General features: G+C 65.0%; 17 protein-coding genes and 1 pseudogene. 8 read left to right on the top strand and 10 right to left on the bottom strand.

What is annotated here, in order from left to right:
* Window positions 1-167: 167 nt before the first annotated feature.
* Both IT779_RS00300 and IT779_RS00295 read left to right on the top strand, forming a co-directional pair.
* Window positions 168-1,844: a fumarate hydratase gene (locus IT779_RS00300; protein WP_196147097.1), complete on the top strand. Its 1,677-nt coding sequence runs from the start codon at window positions 168-170 to the stop codon at window positions 1,842-1,844.
* Window positions 1,845-1,915: 71 nt separating this feature from the next.
* Complete coding sequence (locus tag IT779_RS00295; protein WP_196147096.1) at window positions 1,916-2,137, top strand: DUF6461 domain-containing protein; 222 nt, start codon at window positions 1,916-1,918, stop codon at window positions 2,135-2,137.
* Between the two features lie 75 nt (window positions 2,138-2,212).
* Here IT779_RS00295 and IT779_RS00290 read toward each other — a convergent pair whose 3' ends face one another.
* Together IT779_RS00290 and IT779_RS00285 are read right to left on the bottom strand one after the other, a co-directional pair.
* On the bottom strand, window positions 2,213-2,629 hold the full coding sequence (locus IT779_RS00290) for a roadblock/LC7 domain-containing protein (RefSeq protein ID WP_196147095.1): 417 nt from the start codon (window positions 2,627-2,629) through the stop codon (window positions 2,213-2,215).
* Window positions 2,626-2,994, bottom strand: coding sequence for a hypothetical protein (locus IT779_RS00285; RefSeq protein WP_196147094.1), 369 nt, complete (start codon window positions 2,992-2,994; stop codon window positions 2,626-2,628). Before IT779_RS00285 ends, IT779_RS00290 begins: the two co-directional genes overlap by 4 nt.
* Window positions 2,995-3,653: 659 nt before the next feature.
* Between IT779_RS00285 and IT779_RS00280 the strand changes: the two genes are divergently transcribed.
* Both IT779_RS00280 and IT779_RS00275 read left to right on the top strand, forming a co-directional pair.
* A complete protein-coding gene (locus IT779_RS00280) occupies window positions 3,654-4,253 on the top strand; it encodes a hypothetical protein (protein WP_196147093.1) in 600 nt (199 codons plus the stop codon).
* A 26-nt stretch (window positions 4,254-4,279) separates the two neighbouring features.
* Entirely contained in the window at window positions 4,280-4,996 is a 717-nt protein-coding gene (locus tag IT779_RS00275; RefSeq protein WP_196147092.1) for a class I SAM-dependent methyltransferase, read from the top strand.
* Between the two features lie 77 nt (window positions 4,997-5,073).
* On the opposite strand, the gene IT779_RS00270 is transcribed toward IT779_RS00275, so the two are convergent.
* On the bottom strand, window positions 5,074-6,459 hold the full coding sequence (locus IT779_RS00270) for a flavin monoamine oxidase family protein (protein ID WP_196147091.1): 1,386 nt from the start codon (window positions 6,457-6,459) through the stop codon (window positions 5,074-5,076).
* 349 nt (window positions 6,460-6,808) lie between these two features.
* On the opposite strand from IT779_RS00270, the gene IT779_RS00265 reads away from it, so the two are divergent.
* Window positions 6,809-7,348, top strand: coding sequence for a M15 family metallopeptidase (locus tag IT779_RS00265; protein ID WP_196147090.1), 540 nt, complete (start codon window positions 6,809-6,811; stop codon window positions 7,346-7,348).
* An 8-nt stretch (window positions 7,349-7,356) separates the two neighbouring features.
* On the opposite strand, the gene IT779_RS00260 is transcribed toward IT779_RS00265, so the two are convergent.
* A complete protein-coding gene (locus IT779_RS00260; protein WP_198428016.1) occupies window positions 7,357-7,860 on the bottom strand; it encodes a DM13 domain-containing protein in 504 nt (167 codons plus the stop codon).
* Between the two features lie 35 nt (window positions 7,861-7,895).
* Window positions 7,896-8,648: an alpha/beta fold hydrolase gene (locus tag IT779_RS00255; protein ID WP_232541333.1), complete on the bottom strand. Its 753-nt coding sequence runs from the start codon at window positions 8,646-8,648 to the stop codon at window positions 7,896-7,898.
* A 7-nt stretch (window positions 8,649-8,655) separates the two neighbouring features.
* Here IT779_RS00255 and IT779_RS00250 point away from each other — a divergent pair, with 7 nt between their 5' ends.
* Window positions 8,656-9,522 (top strand): sigma-70 family RNA polymerase sigma factor, encoded by an 867-nt coding sequence (locus tag IT779_RS00250; RefSeq protein WP_232541332.1) that lies wholly within the window; start codon window positions 8,656-8,658, stop codon window positions 9,520-9,522.
* Between the two features lie 165 nt (window positions 9,523-9,687).
* On the opposite strand, the gene IT779_RS00245 is transcribed toward IT779_RS00250, so the two are convergent.
* Window positions 9,688-10,092 carry a hypothetical protein gene (locus IT779_RS00245; RefSeq protein WP_196147086.1) on the bottom strand — a complete coding sequence of 135 codons (405 nt, stop codon included), beginning with the start codon at window positions 10,090-10,092 and terminating at the stop codon, window positions 9,688-9,690.
* A 135-nt stretch (window positions 10,093-10,227) separates the two neighbouring features.
* On the opposite strand from IT779_RS00245, the pseudogene IT779_RS37345 reads away from it, so the two are divergent.
* A pseudogene (locus IT779_RS37345) lies at window positions 10,228-10,400 on the top strand (IS5/IS1182 family transposase); the annotation flags it as partial.
* Between the two features lie 309 nt (window positions 10,401-10,709).
* Here the strand turns inward: IT779_RS37345 and IT779_RS00235 are convergent.
* Entirely contained in the window at window positions 10,710-11,342 is a 633-nt protein-coding gene (locus IT779_RS00235; RefSeq protein ID WP_196147084.1) for an NADPH-dependent F420 reductase, read from the bottom strand.
* Window positions 11,343-11,404: 62 nt separating this feature from the next.
* Between IT779_RS00235 and IT779_RS00230 the strand changes: the two genes are divergently transcribed.
* Window positions 11,405-11,761 carry a winged helix-turn-helix transcriptional regulator gene (locus IT779_RS00230; protein ID WP_196147083.1) on the top strand — a complete coding sequence of 119 codons (357 nt, stop codon included), beginning with the start codon at window positions 11,405-11,407 and terminating at the stop codon, window positions 11,759-11,761.
* A gap of 191 nt (window positions 11,762-11,952) precedes the next feature.
* On the opposite strand, the gene IT779_RS00225 is transcribed toward IT779_RS00230, so the two are convergent.
* The 3 genes from IT779_RS00225 to IT779_RS00215 all read right to left on the bottom strand — a co-directional run bounded on the left by IT779_RS00225 (window position 11,953) and on the right by IT779_RS00215 (window position 15,415).
* Window positions 11,953-12,897 carry a hypothetical protein gene (locus IT779_RS00225; RefSeq protein WP_196147082.1) on the bottom strand — a complete coding sequence of 315 codons (945 nt, stop codon included), beginning with the start codon at window positions 12,895-12,897 and terminating at the stop codon, window positions 11,953-11,955.
* 260 nt (window positions 12,898-13,157) lie between these two features.
* On the bottom strand, window positions 13,158-14,465 hold the full coding sequence (locus IT779_RS38670) for a pentapeptide repeat-containing protein (protein ID WP_196147081.1): 1,308 nt from the start codon (window positions 14,463-14,465) through the stop codon (window positions 13,158-13,160).
* Window positions 14,466-14,950: 485 nt separating this feature from the next.
* Window positions 14,951-15,415 carry an NUDIX hydrolase gene (locus tag IT779_RS00215; RefSeq protein ID WP_196147080.1) on the bottom strand — a complete coding sequence of 155 codons (465 nt, stop codon included), beginning with the start codon at window positions 15,413-15,415 and terminating at the stop codon, window positions 14,951-14,953.
* Window positions 15,416-15,421 lie beyond the last annotated feature (6 nt).

Below are 15,421 nucleotides of genomic sequence, written 5' to 3'. Positions count from 1 at the left end.
TTGTCGGACTGAGAGGTAGCACCACTGGGGTTGAACGTGCAACCTATAGGTTCCGTGGTCTAGGTAGGGTTGCCTAACCCATTCGGCTCGCGGGCCCATGGATACGCTCGATGTGCTTGTGCCCCGCCGGGCTCCGCAGCCCAGGCCCGCCCGAAGGAGAGCGATCCGTGACCGCGCCGGAATTCCGCTATTCAGATCTGCTGCCCATCGGCGCCGACGACACCCGGTACCGCCTGCTCACCACCGAGGGCGTCAGCACCGTCGAGGCCGCCGGACGCACCTTCCTCCAGGTGGAACCGGAGGCGCTGCGGCTGCTCACCGCCGAGGCCATGCACGACATCAGCCACTACCTGCGCCCGACGCACCTGTCGCAGCTGCGCACGATCATCGACGACCCGGAATCCTCGGGCAACGACCGATTCGTCGCGCTCGACCTGCTCAAGAACGTCAACATCTCCGCGGGCGGCATCCTGCCCATGTGCCAGGACACCGGCACCGCCATCGTGATGGGCAAGAAATCCGAAGGCGTGCTCACCGGCGTCGACGACGCGGAATGGATCAGCCGCGGCGTCTTCGACGCGTACACCGAGCTGAATCTGCGCTATTCCCAACTCGCGCCGATCACCATGTGGGACGAGAAGAACACCGGCTCCAATCTGCCCGCCCAGATCGAGTTGTATTCCACTCAGGGCGATCCCGCGAATCCGGCCTATAAATTCCTCTTCATGGCCAAGGGCGGCGGTTCGGCCAACAAGTCGTTCCTCTACCAGGAAACCAAAGCCGTCCTGAATCCCACCCGGATGCTGGAATTCCTGGACGAGAAGATCCGCTCCCTCGGCACCGCGGCCTGCCCGCCCTATCACCTCGCCGTCGTTATCGGCGGCACCAGCGCGGAATTCGCCCTCAAGACCGCGAAATACGCCTCGGCGCACTACCTCGACAACCTGCCCACCGAGGGTTCGATGGCCGCGCACGCCTTCCGCGACCTGGAACTCGAGGAAGAGGTCTTCAAACTCACCCAGTCCTTCGGCATCGGCGCGCAATTCGGCGGCAAGTACTTCTGCCACGACGTGCGCGTCGTGCGGCTGCCGCGCCACGGCGCGAGCTGCCCCGTCGCACTCGCGGTGTCCTGCTCCGCCGACCGCCAAGCGCTGGCCAAGATCACCGCCGAAGGCGTCTTTCTCGAACAGCTCGAGCGCGAACCCGCGCAGTACCTGCCCGAGCAGACCGACGCCATCCTCGGCGGCGACGTGGTGCGCGTCGACCTGAACCGCCCGATGGCCGACATCCGCGCCGAACTGTCGAAATACCCCGTGAAGACCCGTCTTTCGCTGACCGGCCCGCTCGTGGTCGCCCGCGACATCGCGCACGCCAAGATCAAGGAACGCCTCGACGCGGGCGAACCCATGCCGCAGTACCTGCGCGACATGGCCGTCTACTACGCGGGCCCCGCGAAAACCCCCGACGGTTACGCCTCCGGCTCCTTCGGCCCAACCACGGCCGGTCGCATGGACTCCTATGTCGACCAGTTCCAGGCCGCGGGCGGATCACACGTCATGCTGGCCAAGGGCAACCGCTCCGCGCAGGTCACCAAGGCGTGCAAGGAACACGGCGGTTTCTACCTCGGCTCCATCGGCGGCCCCGCCGCCCGGCTCGCCCTTGACTGCATCAAATCCGTCGAGGTGCTCGAATATCCGGAACTCGGTATGGAAGCCGTCTGGAAGATCGAGGTCGAGGACTTCCCGGCATTCATAGTCGTGGACGACAAGGGCAACGACTTCTTCGCCGAAACCCAGAAGCCCATAGCTCTGCGCGTACGCACCCGCTCCGCCGAACGGGTCTGATCGCGGGAAGCTCGCTGAGCGGTCCGTCGCGGTGGGCCGCTCGACTTCCGCGAAAGCGATCCACCGCGACGGTGTCGCGGTTCGGCGAGGGGGAGCCGTGGCTGGGGACGTGCGGCTATCTCGCGCTCGCCGAACACCTCAGCGGTGTCAGGATCACGGCCGAACTCCTCGATGATGCTGTCTACAGCACCTGTCTCGTCTCGTTGCCGGTGCGCGACCACCGGCAGCCGCGCGCACATTCCGAGCGCCTCGATCGCGGATTGGCTGCGCTGATTCCGTTGCCCGACAAGTAAGCACGTGCGTGGCAGGTGCGGTGACCGGCTGCGACGGTCACCGCCGGTCGGTAGAGCCCGCGGGTCTCGTCGGAACTATTGCGTTGGTTCCAGCAGCAGCCCGAGCACCTTCTTCGCCGCGATATTGAACCGGCCCGTACTCACCGACGGCGCGCTGGTGACGATGAGTAGCAGCGTGGAACTGACGGGAAAGATTCCGACGCAACCGCGTTCGGCCTCGAACACCGCCGACTGCAGCCGCCCCTGCGACACCAGGCTGGTGAAATGGTCGCCGATTCCGGCCGCAGCCGCCGCCATGGCCGAACCGCGCATGGCGATGCCGTCCTCGCCGGAGTCGCCGCCCGAGTCCTCGTTGGCGGCGACGACCAAGCCGTCCCGGCTGGTCATCACCGCGTGTTCGACCTCGTCGATCTCCCGGCAGGCGCGTTCGAGTACCCGGCCGACGGCATGTCGGTCGCGCAGTGCGACCTCCTGACGTTCGGCAGCGCTCACAGCGTGATCGCCTGCTCGACGCGCCGCAGCTGATGTCGGGCCAGAGCCAGATTGCCGCGCGCCTTGTCCAATACCAGATACAGGAACAGCTGCTCCTCGTTACCGCGGACGACCGGCATGATGATGTGGTACTGGACGCCGAGAGTCACCAGGATGTCCTGCACTTCGTCGTCGAGTTGCAGCGCCTCGATCGCCCGCAGCTTGGCCCGCAGCACCTCGGTGTTGAGCGCACCCGCCATCTCCAGGTCGAACAGCGAATGCCCGCCCTGTTTGGCCAGCAACATCCCACTCCGCATATCGACGAGCGCGATGCCGATGGCACCGTCCACACTCATCCCGTCACGCAGCGCATCATCGAGCTTCATCCGTGCCGACTCCTGAATCCATTTCGGCGAGGGGAATTCTCGATACGAACGAGATCGCCCATCCCAGCGCCGATGAGAACCGCATCACCGCGCTTCTCCCGAACTTGTTCCACACCAAGGGGAAACCGGTCGGTTCCCCTCGACGGCGACAGCTTAGCAACGATCTCCCACCGGGTCGAGAGCCGAAATTGCGGAATCCGTATCACCGCACGGCACGTCGGGATTCGCCCGTTCACCCGTCACGGCGCATACCACATTCGGTTTTCGCCGCCGTCGCGGATCCCGATATATTATGAGCCTAGCTAACTGATCGCACGACCGGAGGAATCGGCGCCGAGATCGAAGGGATTCCCGATCGCGACGAGAATTTCCGTAGGGAAGGTCCAACCGCCGCGCTATTTCGAAGCAGCGCGCAATTCGCCGTTCGCTCGCGCGGCGGAGACGACTCGGTTCCCCGGCGATCCTCCAGACCGAGTTCTCGTATTCGGTGAACATTCGCGGTTCGGTGCGCCAGGTCCGTCGCGGGCGCCGACACGCCGCGCGACGTTCGATCATCGACGAGCGAAAACCCTTCGGCGGCAATAGCATGACACTGCTCGCGACCACCTGACGGTCGCGCGATCATCGTTCGATCCTGTCGGTTCGATCCAGGAGTGGAAGTGTCGATCCTCGCCTCGGTAGGCGTGTCCTTGCTGACCGTGCTGTCCACCCTCGTCGGCGGCTGGCTGGTATCAACCCGCATCGCCGATCACTGGGATCAGATCAAATCGCGCCGTGACGGAAATTTGGCCGCGGCGAGGGACTTTCAAGTCCTCTACGGTGAGTTGATCGCGACCTGGAAGACCTGGAACAACCTTGTCGGCGCGCGCGCGAGCGCGGCCGCGGCGCTCGAGTCCGCCCGGTGGGACTGTCTCCAGCGCGCGACCGCCGCCGAAGGGGCGATCGAAGCGCTGGTGGCCAAACTCGCCGCGGACCGACCGCTGACCGACGCGCAGATCGACCAGCTCGGTGCGCTGCGCCAAGCGTTCAAAATCGTCCGCCGTGCCATCGGCAGCGACAAACCGGTGCCATGGTCGTCATCGAGCAGCGAACCCTATCTCGCCTTGAAGAAGCTCTCCGCCGCGACATCGGTCCTGCTCACCACTCCTTCCGGAACCGGAGAACGCCCCGACTCCGCTCGTGCCGTCCGAGCCTTCCTCCGTATCACCGACAATCGGCACGAACGGAACTGGCTGACCACCGCCGCCGCGCTCGGCTGACCGCATCGCGCGCATAGCCTTGTCGAGTGACCTCAGAGAATGTCCGGTACAACGACTACGACCGGTTCGCGCGGACCTATGGGCGGCAGAACGAGACGGGCCCGTACAACGCCGATTACGAACGGCCCGCGATTCTGGATCTCGCCGGAGACGTCAGGGATCTGCGGGTGCTCGACGCCGGATGTGGCACCGGCGTTCTCGCCGCCGAACTGACCGAACGTGGCGCGCGTGTCACCGGGATGGATCTGAGCGGGTCGATGTTGGAGATCGCCCGTGCGCGTCTCGGGCCGGACGCGTCCTTGCGGCAGGGTGATCTGAGCGCCCCACTCCCGTTCTCGGACAATGTCTTCGAGCTGATTCTGTCCTCGCTGGTGATGCACTACCTGCACCACTGGGAACCCACTCTGCGGGAGTTCCGTCGTGTACTGTCGCCGGGCGGCAGGGTGGTGTTGTCGACCCACCATCCCTTCATGGACATGCGAATCAGCGGCAGCGACGACTATTTCGGAACCTATCAGTACACCGAGAACTGGTTCCGCGACGAGCAGACCATGGCCATGCGTTTCTGGCATCGTCCACTGCGAGCGATGCTTGCGGCGTTCGAAACGTCCGGATTCACCGTCTCCGCGATCCGCGAGCCCGAACCGCGCGAGCGCATGGCCGACAGCGCCCCGGACGTCTACCGCTATCTCACCCACAACCCGCAATTCATCTTCTTCGAACTCACCCCGGCGACACCGTGACCGAAATCGGTGAATCGCGGCCATAATTCTCGTCGAGTCATGTTTCCCGCATGAGAATCAGTGCGTGGGAGACCGACTCAGCGGGTGGTCGACTTTCCTCCTGACGTGACGAGTGATTCGTGTTCCACCACCTCGCTCGCGGCCCGCTCGCCCGAGCGGATCGCGCCGTCGACCCACCCGCACATGACGGCGGAACTTTCGGTTCCGGCCCAATGGATTCGTCCGCATGGGCGGCGTAGGGCGTGGCCGAATTGGGTGAGTACGCCGGTCGGCGCGTGGCTGAGCATGCCGCCGCCGGAATAGCGTTCGATGCTCCAGTTCTGTTCGATGTAGTCGACCGGTGTACGGGCCTTGTCGCCGAAGCGCTCGGCGAGGGCGGTGAGTGTCGCCGCGCGGCGCTCGGGAGCGTCGAGTCGTCCGATTCTCCGTGCGATGGGGCCTTCGGTGATGACGCACAGGATGCCGGGGCGGCCGGTGTCGGTGCAGGCGTCGATGGTGATGGTCGCGGGGGAGCCGGGGGCCGCCGATTGGCCGGACAGGTCGTCGGCGCGCCAGAACGGTTCGTCGTAGACGACGGCGGTCTTGATGATCGAACCGCTCGGCATCCGCTGGTGCAGGAAGGAGCGGTCGACCGGCAGCATCGGGTCGAACAGGATCTGGCTCGCGATCGCGAGCGGGACCGCGACGATCACACGGCGGGCCCGCACGATCAGCTCGTCGGAGCGCACGGTCACCTTGTCGGCGTCCTGGTGGATGTGGCGGACGGGCTGTGCGAGGTGGATCGAATCGCCGAGTTCGACGGCCATCGGACGGTAGATCGCGCCCATGCCGCCGACGGGGCGAGCGTCCTGGGCGCCGTCGTGCACGCCGAGGACGAACCCGGGCCCGCCTCCCGACGCCATCTGATACAGCACGAACAGCAGCGACACCTCAGCGGCGTCGCTGGTGTAGCATCCGGCGATCGCGGTCTCGAGCAGCGCGTACGCGGATTTCGAGAGGGTGTTGTGGTGCAGCCAGTGCGCCAGGCTCACCCGGTCCCACTTGTCGGCGTTCCCGGCCGTCCACGGCGCCTCGAGCGGAATCGATTTGCACATGTGCCCCAGTTCGAGCAGCGCCGCGCCGATGTTCATCGCCGCCCACGGGCTCATCGACCACGGGACCGTGCCCGTGTAGCGGTGCTGTTCGCCGTCGACCACGATCATGGCCTCGCCGTCGGTGTACTGCCGATAGCTCGGCACGCCGAACTCGTGCATCATCGCGCGGACCCGGTCCTGTCCCGGCCCGATCCAGGCGCCGCCGCGGTCGATCCACGACCCGTCCGTGCGCACTTCGGTGAATGTGCGTCCGCCGAGTCGGTCACGGGCCTCGAGCAGCGCCACCGTTCGTCCCGCTTGTTTCAGCCGCAGCGCGGCCGCCAATCCGGCGAATCCCCCGCCAACAACGCAATAGTCGACGTCGGTCATGTGCAGCGCCGTCCTCGGTTCGAAGTTCCGCGCGCGCCCGCTGTGCGGTCGCACGCTCCTTTATCGCGCCCTCGTGGAAACGGGCGCGAATTCGCCTTCGGTGCCGCCAAACCTTCGAACTGCTCAGCAATTGTAGAGCAATTTCAACGTGGTGTTCGGATTACTTCCGGTTAAGCCGCGCCGGTGACGTGTCTGGTGGCTGCGGTCGTGAAGCATGCGAGGCGTGGACCGGTGGCACGCGACCGGCAGTCTGGATCCTCGTCGCAAATCGGCGGCCGATGTGGCGTGGGAGTCCGATACGACCGTTGTGCCCGGTGTCACATTCCGGCGTGTCGCTACCATCGTCGGCATGTTGCGCTCCGGCGAGAGATCCCACCCGCGAGTGGCGGCGGCACTGCTCACCGCGATCGCGCCCGCACTGCTGGCCGTGCTCGCGCCCGGCGCACCGCTCACGACCCCCATGGCCACCGCCGCACCCGAGGACCAGCGCGAAGTCCAGCCGTTCGCACCGGGAACCGACGGCCTCAGCGCACCCCTGGCCCTGGCCTACACCCTCGCCGAAGACACCGCGCACAGCGAAGGCGTGCCACTGCGGATCAACTCCGGCTACCGCACCCACGCCGAACAGCAGGCGCTCTGGGAGGACGGCATCGCCACCTACGGCAGCCCCGAAGCGGCCCGCCGCTGGGTGCTGCCGCCCGAGGAATCGACCCACGTTGCCGGGAAAGCGATCGATGTCGGCCCGCAGGAGGGAGCGTCCTGGCTCGAGGCCCGCGGCAGCCGCTGGGGGCTGTGCCGCACCTACCTCAACGAATGGTGGCACTTCGAAGTGGCGACCGTCCCCGGCACGAAATGCCCGGCCCCCCGCCCCGACGCCAGCGAACGCTGACCCGCCGCTCAGGTCTCCAGCGGCGCCGACCCGAACGCCACGTGGAATCGTCGGCACCAAATGACGGCAGATCGCAGCCCGGACAGGTCGTGGTCGGCGGGAATCGGGTAGTTGTGGTTGCCATCGGTCGCTTTGAGAGCGCCCAGTCGGACACGGCGTCCCCGGCCGTACTTGAACCAATTCCCACCGGCTGCCTTTTCCGACAACCAGACGTGCAAGTCGGGCCCGTCGGACGTGGCGAAGTCCTCCAATCGCAGGATGCGTCGCCCGTCGGGTAGCTCGAGTAGTCGGGCGGTTCCCACCACTTCGTGTTCCTGGCGCACGAAGCGTCCCCTGGTGAGTTCGGTGATCGCGGGCGCCGCGGATTCGACCGCGCCGCCCGTGAGCGCGCCGTCGACGAAGCTCGGCAGGTTCTCGTCGAGGCGAGATCGAGTCCAGAGCGTCCACAGCGCGAACAGGAATATCACGCCGGCGAGCACGATGCCGCCTGCCGGCCAGGCGAGCGGTGTCACGGCAGACCTCCGAACCTTCTGTACCAGTGGGTACATCACTTCTTTTCCGACAAGGCTGATCGGGTCGCCGATGTGGCGGCGGCGTTGGTCGGCTCGGCGGCTGAGGCGTTTCTTCGCCATTCGATGATGGTCCGCGCGACCAGGGCGGGGTTGTCCGATTGGGGGAAGTGCAACCCCCACGGGACGGTGACGTCGGTCATGGCTGGTCGGATGCGTCGCCAGCCGCGGCGGAAGAGGAAGTAGTCGCCGAACCGTCCGAATACCGTCATCGTAGGCCGGTCCGCCAGGGCCGCGATCCCCCGTTCGGCCGCCTGCGATGTGGCACGGTCTTTGGCGGCGCCTGCGAACATGTGGTGTAGAAACCGCCGCTGCGAGTGCGGGCGCAGACAACGCCGCCATGCTCGCTTGGTGGCCCGGTCGAAGTGTCGGCCCACGCCGAAGCGGGTGGCGCTGCCCCAGGCGAGGAACCCTGTCCACACCGTGAGTTCACGTATCACGGTCGAGCCCATGAACAGCAGGGCGAGCCGCAGCACTCCGCGCGGTGACCAGCCGAACGTGTTGACCGCGACCACCCGTGAGACGCGCTCGGCGCGCGACCGCTCTGCCCCGACCGCGGCCATGGTGGCCCAGCCGCCGGTGTCGTGCACCGCCAGAGTGACGTCGCGCAGATCGAGCCGATCGATGAATCGCCCGATCGCATCCGAGGCGGCGGCCGGCGAGGCAGGCGCCGGACCGGACAAGCCGGAACCCGGCACGTCGAGGGTGATGCACCGGAACCGAGGCGCCAACTCCGTGATGAGACCCTTCCAGAGCAGCGAGCACAAACCCACGTGCACCAACAACACCAGCTACCGCATGCTGGGTACGCTGACCGACGCCGAGGACGCGATGCAGGAGACGTTCGTGCGACTGACACGCGTCGGCGCGGACGGGATCGAGGATGTCGAGGGTTGGCTGGTCACCGTAGCCGGACGAGTGTGCCTCGACATGCTTCGTGCGAGTGCGACACGCCGCAGGTATGTCGGTCCCTGGCTGCCCGAGCCGCTGATCGATCAATTCGCATCCGCACCCGACCCCGCCGACCAGGTCACCCTCGACGACACCATCCGGATCGCGTTGCTGGCCGTCCTCCACACTCTGAGCCCCGCCGAACGGGTCGCCTTCGTACTGCACGACGTGTTCGGTCTGACGTTCCAGGCGATCAGCGAGATAGTCGGGAGGTCACCGGCCGCGCCACGAAAGCTCGCCAGCCGCGCCCGCGCCGTCATCCGCGACGACTCCGAGCCGCGCTTCGACGTCACGGGCGCACAGGCCGAGTCCGTGGCCGAACGGTTCGCCGCGGCCTGCGCGGGCGGCGATATCGCCGACCTCGTCGCGGTCCTGGCTCCCGACGTCGTCGGCGAGTTCGACTCCGGCGGTCGCATCGCAGGTGCACCACAAAGCGCCCAGGTCGGCAGCGAACTCGTGTCGATCGTGTTGGCCGATTCGCTGTTCGGGGCGGGCGCGGACTTCCGCGTCGCCGACGTCAACGGCAGGCCGGGTGTCGTCGTGTCACTGCGCGGTCAGGTGATGGCGGTGATCGACCTGGAGACCGAAGGCCACCTCGTCCGCGCCCTCCGCGCGATCGGCAATCCGGAGAAACTCGCTCATCTCACCCGCTGAGCGCGGATTCCGCATCAGCTTCACTGTCTTCGGATGTGAGGGCTGCGGGCAGGTCATCGGCGTGACGGCATCCACCACGGATCAGCAACCCAGCTCGCCCGAAACCGAATCAACATGCCGCAACCCATATACCGGACGTTCTGGGACCGAGTTCTAGTCAGCCGATCATGGTTCCACATGGGGCGCGGAAACTCGAGAGCGAGCGGCCCGGCGGAGCAGATGACATTGGAGGAGCAAGCCGGCGACGAGACCCGCGAACAATGGTGACATCCCGGGTGCGATTGTGTCGGCGCTGGTTCCGAACGCGAGTAGCACGGCTCCGGTCGCCGCGAGAAGGAGCAGCGGGATGAGTACGTTCCGTTGGCGTTCGCTCACCGTCCCTTGCCAACCCACGACGACGCCCACCGTCTGCACGACCATCACACCGACCATGGCCACGATAACCGCGACGTGCGCGAAACCGTCTGTCCGCCAAGTCAGCACGGCGATGATCCCCGTCAGCGCGATGAACGGCACCGCGGTCCACCGATCCTTGTATCCGCTTCTCGCCGTGATCAGTTCAACCGCCATTTCGATTCGCCGCCACCCTCGACCGAGGCATCGGCGAAGGTGCCAGCGAGCGAGTCCGGCCGACCCGGCTTGCCCTGGGCGTCGTCGGGGACCCCCATTATCGCGTGTTCGTGGCGCATTACGATACCTGGTGTCGAGCTACCGGAATGGAAATAGGCCCACAAGTCCCATCGCAGGGTCTCTGCTCGCGTCGAGCATGCATTCGCTCGGACGAAGACCTGGAAGATCCTGCGGGACTGCCGGTCGCGTGGCAAGGGGTGGGTGTCGCGATGGCCGGGGTGGCCACTCCGACCAACCTCGCGCACGCCCGGCAATCCAGACTGACAGGTGGCCGGCGTCACCGGGGACCGGCCATCGCCGCTCAGGAGTGCTGTCGTCGCCGCGCGGTGGATACTGGAGTACTCGTGCTCGTAGTAGAGCGGGCGGCTGCGGCGGGGCGGCGCTTCTGCAACATCCGGTAATGCCGCGAGCCGGTCATCGACGAGCACGGAGATCCTTGGGTGACTGCCGATCTCATGGCACGACCGCCACCTGCCGATCACCGGCCGGGGGAAGCTGGTCGGAGGGTGTGGGTAGGCGCCGGTCGGCACTCGAGGGTCTGTGGTCGGTGCAGCGGGTTACCGCATGCCCTGGGCGTATTCCAGCGGAGGTAGCACGGCCTGTGCGTCTTCGCCGCTGAACCAGAGGCCGATCATGAACGCCGCTGTGGCCTCCAGCAGACCGGCGCGTTCCAAGGTCCCGGCGTTGATCGGATGGCAGCCGAGAGCGGCGACCAGTGAGGACGCGGTGTCGACCGCGTCGAGGTCACCGCACAGCGGCACCGCCAAGGGCCGACCGTTGAATTGCGGCGGGGTCATTCGCCACACATCCACGTGGCAGAGGTTGAACGCTTTCACCACGCGGGCCTCGGGCACTTGGTCGGCGAATCGTTCGGCAGCCGAGTGTCCCGGGGTCGCCAGGGTGAACCGTCCGGGGATGACCGGGTTGGTGCAGTCGAGCACGATTCGTCCCGGTATCGCTCCGGCCTCGGTGAGCGCCGCGGGCGCCGCGTCGTATGGCACCGCGAGCAGCAGCACCTCGCCGAACGCCGCGGCCTCGGCGAGGGTGCCGTGGGTCGCATCGATCCGGGTGGCGAGCGCGGTCGCCCGCTCGCCGCTGCGCCCGCCGATCATGACGTCGTGGCCCCGCCGGACCCACTGGCCGCCGAGTGCGTCGGCCATGTCGCCGGTTCCGAGAACGCCGATCCGCATACTGTCTCCTCAACTGATTCGATGGATACATGAGAGACGTTAGGCACCACGGTGGTTACCGAATGGTTCCCGACAGCGATCCGAGGTTGCTCGCCGACTGTCGGGCCAGGCTGGCGTTGGATCTGCTGGCCAACACGTGGAACGGTGTCGTGTTGTGGGCGCTTCGAGACGGTCCGCGACGGCACGGCGAGTTGCGCGGTCACATCGGCGGGGTCAGCGCGAAAGTACTGACCGAGACGGTCCGCCGCCTCGAGTACAACGGTCTCGTGACACGGACCTCGGGCCGATACACGCTGACACCGCTGGGCCGGAGCCTGCTCGATCCCATCGAACGTCTCGGTCAGTGGGCAGACCAGCACGGTGACGAAGTGCTGGACGCCCAGCAGCGCGCAGATCTCTCCTCTCGAGACATCCGATAGTGCCGCGATCCGTCCGGTGCGGCCGTGACCCGGGAAACTGCTGGGCCACAGTTGATCTCGTCGGGTGACTGGCGGCTGCCGTATCGAATGTTCCGATGCCTTGGAAGGGCTGAACTGGAACCGTCTTTCGGCCGCGCGGCGGTGGGTGCGGCGTCGTGTTGCCCGAGACCGACTCGTGTCCTCGGAGAGTGTCAGCCATCGAGTTCGTACCGATACCAGCGTCCGGGGTTGCCGTTCTCGTGCAACCACAGGGTCGAGTCACGTCCGATGTTTCCGCGAGCCCATCGCTCGGATCGCCGGCCATCCGGCAGAACGAGTTCTTCGGTGTCGGTTTCGGTGATGACTCCGTCCTGGAGTCGGCCCTTTCGGATCGCCCATCTCGGTTTTCCTTTGTGTCGATGCTGGTCGAAGAAGCCGAAGGTCGAGTCCGATACCGTCAAGCCGACGCAGCGGGTGATGGAGTTTCGGGTGATCGACCGCACGCCATCGGCGTCCATCTCCACCAGCGGAAACTTCGTGTAGGGACAGGCGTGGGTGCGGGTGCGGCCGACATTGACCGCATAGCAGTCGAACCAGTCGACATCGGGTACGGTGCCGTGGAAAGCGAACCAAGGCTCACTGTTGAGGTTGTCCCAACGTGCGAGGCCGATCCCGGAACCGTTGGACCAGGATCCGTCGGGTCCAGCGAACGCGAAGGTGGTTTCGTCGAAGGAGCTGATCCAGATCCGCCCGTCAGGATCTGTCAGCATTTGAGCGATCGCGTCTCCCGCGTAGAAGGCGCCCCGTTGATGTCCCTCGGTGTCGAAGGCGACGATGTTGCGGGGCAAGGTCGGATCCGTGGGCTCGATTCGTTCGATTCGTGCGGCGCCCAAAATGATTCCGTCGTCGAGGACGTCGATCTCGTGGAACTGTCGATCGAGGCCGTTCAGGGGTATCTGGTCGATGTCGCCGTTGTCGCAGATGACGACGACCGCATCGTAGACGGGGCTGGGCGTACGCGTGGCGGGGAGTTGTGTGGGCTCCACGAGCAGGGCAACGAGTCGGCCTCGGTGGTCGATCGTGGCGGCGGGAATGTCGAAGTGTCCGTATCGATCCGGCAGAGCTGCGTGTAGTGCGAGGCGGCGTTTACCGGCCATCGGCCTTTTCGGTTGTCATGGTGCGATAATCGCACGGTCGAGTCGCGGACGCTCGGTTCGGTCGCCACAGTGGGAGTGCGCACTCACGCCGATTATGTGACAGTTCGTCCGCGCCGCAGGAGAGCGACGCCGCTGAACAGGCGGTTGGCGTCGGTCGGCGGGGTCGGGACCGCACCTGTCAGGAGCTCCTAAATCGTGTCGGCGTGCGGGTAGTGGTGGCTACCTGCGTTCTACAGGCAGTTCCCGTAGGTCTCTGCGACCTAAGATTTCTCCGGAGAATTGTCCGTTCCGAGCCCTAGCTCTTTCGGCGGCCAATCAGAGGGAAGTATATTTGACGGCTTCTTACTGGCGTCATCATTCCAATCGAAATCTACACCACGCCATATCTTCGGATCATCGAACTTCACTCTTTCGCTCATGAATGTCGCCTCATTGAACATTGCACCGGCGAACACCATTCCGGTAAAGAATGTATCCGTGCTGTAGAATTTTGCCTTGCGGAAGAGGGCGCCGCCGGCGAATGCCGCTCCGTCGAAAGCTGTCAGATCGCCGTAGAATTCGGCATTGTTGAAGTTTGCCGCTTCCTTGAAAAGCGTCCACATGAAGAGCGTCTCCTTCTCGTGAAATTTGGCGCCGTCGAACGATGCGTCTCCTTCGAATATCGAACCCATGAACACTGTCCACTTATCGCTATAGAATTCCGCACCATCGAAATTTGCATTACCTTCAAACAGCACTTCGCTGAAGTTGGCATTCTCGAAGACGGCATCGGAGAAGTCGAAATCACATATGGACCAGGGGTGTTCTTCATCTTTTTTCAGGCGTGAAGCAATTACCTTGACTATAGTTTGACGGACCTCACGATCATTTTGTCGGTATTCGAAATGGTCTTCGACCGCTCCGCGTGCCGAATTCCTGTCCAAGTTGTTCCTCGGCCTGGAGATTACTCTTTTCGTCAGATGAGAGTCGCCGTGCTCGCGCAAGTAGGGTAAACGTAGATACCCACACAACACGTCAATGCATACCTGGACTTCATCCTGCCGGTCTCGACTGTGCCAATCATCCGCAAGAGCCCCCATGGCATAGACCCCGGCGATGCGGACGGCGGGAGACGGGTGCGCCAACTGAGTAGCCGCCTCGCGGAATCGGATTCGAAGTTCACGCTGTTGTTCGATATCGTGGCGCTCTACCGAGAGTTTATAGGCATTGGCGGTGACGAGCAGGGTTTCAGCCGCAGTGCGCTGGTTCTGATCTGCGGTCAATTGCCGCCTGTACGCTAAATATGCTGCGCCGCCTGCTACCGCGAGCGCAACGAGTGCAACAGTCGCACGCGATGCTTCGAACCAGTCGCCCTGGTTCAATTTATGCTCAAATATCTTCCACCAAGACCCCTTTCCGTCGATCATGCGAGCGAAAAAGCTTAATAGTATCAACGAAGCCAGCGACGTCAATGCAATTCCGAAAAGGCTCCAAAGGAGCAGTTTCCTGCCGTCCCGATCACTTTCTCTTATGGTGGCGTCCTGGTCGCCGTCCAATCCATTACGTCCCGCATGGCCTGCTATGTTCACAATTCAATCATGCCTGATCGCGGATTCTCTCGGCGCAATTTCCGCTAGAACTATCCACCGATGATACGAAAATGGTGACCCGCCATGCGCCATCCTCGACGGCGTCGACTGACCAACATCATGGCTGCCGCCGGCCCGACGCGGAATCGACCCCGCGATCTACGATCATGGCTTCGGACCGATCCTGGGCAACTCTCGTGGTCGGCGCATAGACCGTCACTGCGCCACCGTGGTGCCACAGCGCGCGGCTCTGCTCACGGGTCGCCATGCGCGAGAGCGATCCGAATCAGCGCCGTCCACGCAGCCACAGCTTGGACGTCGCATCCGGCAACTAGCACTCTGGACCCGTGCGCCGGTTGTCCAAACCGATCTGGCCGACAGTGCCTCTCAACGTGCGCGCATGCCGCTGAGCACCTAACAACATCGCCGGGTCGGAGCTGCGGCGAACGCTCGCTGATGCCGCAGGGCGCGCTACCCGACGCGAGCTAGGCGGGAGGCGGTCGGTGACCGGTGCGGCCCAGAGCAGGCCTGGTCCGCCACAGTTCGATTCCGATGTCGACCAAGTCGACTCGGTCGAGGTGGACGATGGTGTCGAGTGGATGCCAGGCGGCGAGGTCGGTCGAGCCGTTGGTTTCGTTGCGGAGTTCGCCCGCGGTGATCCGGGCCTCGTAGACGATTCGGAGCCCGTGGAAGTCGGCGAATTTTCCGTGCGGGCGCGGGTATCGGCGGTTCAGCGAGTCGATGCCGATGAGGCTGACGAGTTCGGCGGTGTATCCGGTCTCCTCGGCTACTTCGCGGACCGCCGTGGTGGTCGGGTCCTCGCCGTGATGCATTCCGCCGCCGGGTAGTGTCCACTGTCTTCCGCCGTCGGGCGCTATCCACCTGGCCAGCAGGATCGCGGCTTCCCGCACGCACACGGCGTAGGCCGCTACTCGAAGCTCTTCGTTCACTCTCAG

The sequence above is a fragment of the Nocardia bovistercoris genome (genome assembly GCF_015674855.1).
GTDB classification, from domain to species: domain Bacteria; phylum Actinomycetota; class Actinomycetes; order Mycobacteriales; family Mycobacteriaceae; genus Nocardia; species Nocardia bovistercoris.
Note: the sequence above shows the minus strand (reverse complement) of the source record. Positions and strands in the feature narration are given on the sequence as shown.